Source organism: Actinosynnema sp. NPDC023658, from assembly GCF_040639995.1.
Taxonomy (GTDB): Bacteria; Actinomycetota; Actinomycetes; order Mycobacteriales; family Pseudonocardiaceae; genus Actinosynnema.
In genome coordinates this window covers 1-3417 of sequence record NZ_JBFAAX010000613.1, presented here as the reverse complement: position 1 = coordinate 3417, position 3417 = coordinate 1, and the positions used below count along the sequence as shown (strand labels likewise).

The 3417-nt window shown below is 74.5% G+C and carries 3 protein-coding genes and 1 pseudogene; 2 read left to right on the top strand and 2 right to left on the bottom strand.

The genetic code is table 11. From position 1 onward, the window contains the following. Window positions 1–655, top strand: a 655-nt coding sequence (locus tag AB0G02_RS32125; protein ID WP_360801631.1) for an FAD-dependent oxidoreductase, incomplete at its 5' end; no start/stop codon positions are given. Further along, window positions 652–1872 (top strand): cytochrome P450, encoded by a 1221-nt coding sequence (locus tag AB0G02_RS32120; RefSeq protein ID WP_360801628.1) that lies wholly within the window; start codon window positions 652–654, stop codon window positions 1870–1872. The genes AB0G02_RS32125 and AB0G02_RS32120, both read left to right, overlap by 4 nt. A gap of 60 nt (window positions 1873–1932) precedes the next feature. Here the strand turns inward: AB0G02_RS32120 and AB0G02_RS32115 are convergent, their stop codons facing one another. Together AB0G02_RS32115 and AB0G02_RS32110 are read right to left on the bottom strand one after the other, a co-directional pair. Continuing rightward, entirely contained in the window at window positions 1933–2979 is a 1047-nt protein-coding gene (locus AB0G02_RS32115) for a zinc-binding alcohol dehydrogenase (RefSeq protein ID WP_360801625.1), read from the bottom strand. After that, a pseudogene (locus AB0G02_RS32110) lies at window positions 2967–3417 on the bottom strand (hypothetical protein); the annotation flags it as partial. The pseudogene AB0G02_RS32110 and the gene AB0G02_RS32115, both read right to left, overlap by 13 nt.

Sequence of the window (3417 nt, the reverse complement as noted above, 5' to 3'; positions counted from 1 at the left end):
CGCGCCGATGGCCGCCCAGCTCGGGCAGCCGGCGTCCGGTCTGCTCGCGGACCTGCACACCGAGCGCGGCGTGCGGCTGCGCCTCGGTGCGGCCGTGCTCGGCCTGGAGGGGCGGGACGGGCGCGTCACCGGCGTGCGGGTCGACACCGGCGACGTGCTCCCGGCCGACGTGGTCGTGGTCGCCCTGGGCGCGATCCCGAACACCGACTGGTTGCGGGACAGCGGCCTCCTGCTGGACAACGGCGTGGTGTGCGACGCGGGGTGCCGTGCCGCCGACGGGGTCTACGCGGTCGGGGACGTGGCGCGCTGGCACCACGAAGGCCTGAACGCGTTGGTGCGGCTGGAGAACCGGACCAACGCCACCGAGCAGGCCGCGGTGGTCGCCGACAACGTCCTGGGCGCGGACCGGCCGTACGCGCCCGTGCCGTTCTTCTGGACCGACCAGTTCGACGCCAGGATCCAGGTCTACGGCGTCCTGCCGGCCGACGCCGAGGTGTCCGTCGAGGACGGTGACCTCGCCGCACGCCGGTTCGTCGCGGTCCACCGCCGGGCCGGCGAGGCCGTCGGCGTCCTCGGCTGGAACATGCCCAAGCAGACGCGCCAACTCCGCCAACGCCTGCTCGGCCAGGCCCCGGCCCCCGGAGGACGACGATGACCAGCACGGTGGGACCGACCGACCACGGCACGGCCGGGATCCCGGAGTTCCCCATGGCCAGGGCGGCGGGGCGCCCGTTGGACCCGCCGCCCGCGTTGCGGGAGCTCCAGGCGGAGACGCCGCTGACGCGCGTGCGGCTGTGGGACGGCAGCACGCCGTGGCTGGTCACCCGCTACGCCGACCAGCGCGCCGTGCTCGGGGACCGCCGGGTCAGCGCCGACATGACCCACCCCACCTACCCGCGCCAGGCGCCCGGCAACGCGACCCTGAGCTTCATCGGCATGGACGACCCCGAGCACGCGCGGCTGCGCCGGATGGTCGGCTCCGCGTTCGCGGTGAAGCACGTCGCCGCCATGCGACCCGCGGTGCAGAAGGTCGTGGACGACGCGCTGGACGCCGTGCTCGCCGGGCCCAACCCGGTCGACCTGGTCGAGGCGTTCGCGCTGCCCGTGCCGTCGTTGGTGATCTGCGACCTGCTCGACGTGCCCTACCGCGACCACGACTTCTTCCAGCACAACAGCCGGATCCTGATCAACCGGGACACGACGCCCGAGGACCGCACCGCCGCGTCGACCGTGCTGGCGGACTACCTCGGCCGCCTGGTCGTCGCGAAGCTGGACCACCCCGGTGACGACCTGCTGTCCCGCCTGGGAGAGCGGATCAAGGCGGGCGAGCTGACCGTCCAGGGCGCCACCGAGATGGCCGTGCTGCTGCTCATCGCGGGCCACGAGACGACCGCGAACATGATCGCGCTCAGCACCGTCGCCCTGCTGTCGCACCCCGACCAGCTCGCGCTGCTGCGGGACACCGACGACCCGGCCGTGGCCACCAACGCGGTCGAGGAGCTGTTGCGCTACCTCAACATCACCCACGGCGGACGTCGCCGGGTGGCGCTGGAGGACGTGGAGGTCGCCGGGCAGCTCGTCCGGGCCGGCGAGGGGCTCGTGCTGCCCAACGACATCGCCAACCGCGACCCCGAGGCCTTCCCCGACCCCGACCGGCTCGACCTCACCCGCCGGGCCCGCCACCACGTCGCGTTCGGCTTCGGCGTCCACCAGTGCCTCGGCCAGCCGCTGGCCCGGCTGGAGCTGGAGGTCGTCTACCGCACCCTGTACCGCCGCCTGCCGGACCTGCGACTGGCGGTCGACTTCGACGACATCCCGTTCAAGCACGACGGGTTCGTCTACGGCGTCTACGAGCTGCCCGTGGCCTGGTAGCGGTGCGCGCCGGGCCGTCCGGCGGCCGAACGGCCCCGAGGCGGTGCGCGCCGGCGGCCGTCAGCCGGGCGGTGAGGTGAACTCCAGCACGACCTGCATCACCTGGTCCGGTCGGGTGTCGATCAGCTCGTAGGCCGAGGCCGCCTCCTCGGCCGGCACGACGTGCGAGACCAGCGGGCGCAGGAGCAGGTGCCCGGCCACCGCCAGGTCCATGACGGTGTCGTTGAGCCGCTTGCGGTCCCAGCGGTGCGCGAGCCCCGGCGCCACGCCGGAGATCTGCGAGCAGACCAGGTCGACCCGGTTGTGGTGGAACTCCTCACCGAGGAACAGGCCGCTCGCCTCGCCCTGGTGGAAGCCGCCGGTGACGACCCGGGAGTTGTAGGCGACCGTGCGGACGGCCTCGTGCAGCGCCCGCGGGTTCCCGCTCACCTCCAGCGCGACGTCCGCGCCGCGGCCACCGGTCAGGGCGCGGACCCGTTCGGCGACGCCGCCCGCCGCGGCGTCCAGCACCTCGTCCGCGCCGAGCCGCCGGGCCAGCTCCAGCCGGTCCGGGACGGTGTCGACGCCGACGACCCGGGTGCCGCTGCGCCGGGCGAGCTGCGCGACGACCTGCCCGACCACGCCCAGGCCGAACACCACGACGGTCTCCCCGAGGTGGAGGTCGGCGTCCAGCACGACGTTCAGGGCGACCGAGCCGATGTGGCCGAAGATGCCCAGCACGGGGTCCGCCCGCGGGTCGAGCACCCGTTGCGCCGCGTACGCCTCCTCGACGACGGTTCCCGCGCGGTGACCCCACGCGCCCCACACCACCTGACCGGGCCGGACCGCGGTGACGTCCGGGCCGACCTCGACGACCTCACCGACCTCCTCGTACCCCACCACGGTCGGGTACCGCACGGTCGGCCGTCCGGGCACGAACAGGCGGGCGTCCGCGTCCCAGGTCTTGACGAAGTGCGCGTTGGTGCCCCGGTACTGGGTCAGCTCGGTGCCCGCGGAGATCCCGGAGTACCGCGTGCGGAGCCGGACGCCGGTCGCGGGCAGCGGCGGGTCGGGCTCCTCTCCGACGGAGACCGACCCCGGACCGTCCAGCCGCACTACCGCTCCCATCGCTGCCCCTCCGGTTCACGCGCGAGGACGTCCAGCAGCAGCGCCGCCGTCCAGCTGAAGTGGTCGGCGCCCAGCCCCTCGCCGGTCACCGGGTGGAAGTACTCGCGGAACCCGGCCTCCGAGACCAGGCGGACCACGTCGGACGCCAGCCGTTCGGCGTGGCCGGTCTCGCCCTGCTGCCGCAGCGCCCGCCACAGCAGCCAGGTGGTGTTCACCCAGGTCGGACCGCGCCAGTACCGGCGGGGGTCGGCGTCGGGGGCGGTGAGGTCGTAGCTGGGCACGCCGCGCACGCCCGGTGACGCGAACGCCGGTCCGGTGAGGGTCGCCACCAACGCCGACCGGTGGGCGGCGGGCAGTCCGGGCAGCAGCAGCGGCACCAGGCCGGACACCGTGCGCTTGGCGATGGTCCGGCCGGTGCGCGCGTCGAGCGCCACGTAG

Excerpts from the sequence above, each read along its gene's own strand:
- AB0G02_RS32120 (WP_360801628.1), top strand. The coding sequence starts at position 652 with ATGACCAGCACGGTGGGACCGACCGACCACGGCACGGCCGGGATCCCG.
- AB0G02_RS32115 (WP_360801625.1), bottom strand. The coding sequence starts at position 2,979 with ATGGGAGCGGTAGTGCGGCTGGACGGTCCGGGGTCGGTCTCCGTCGGA.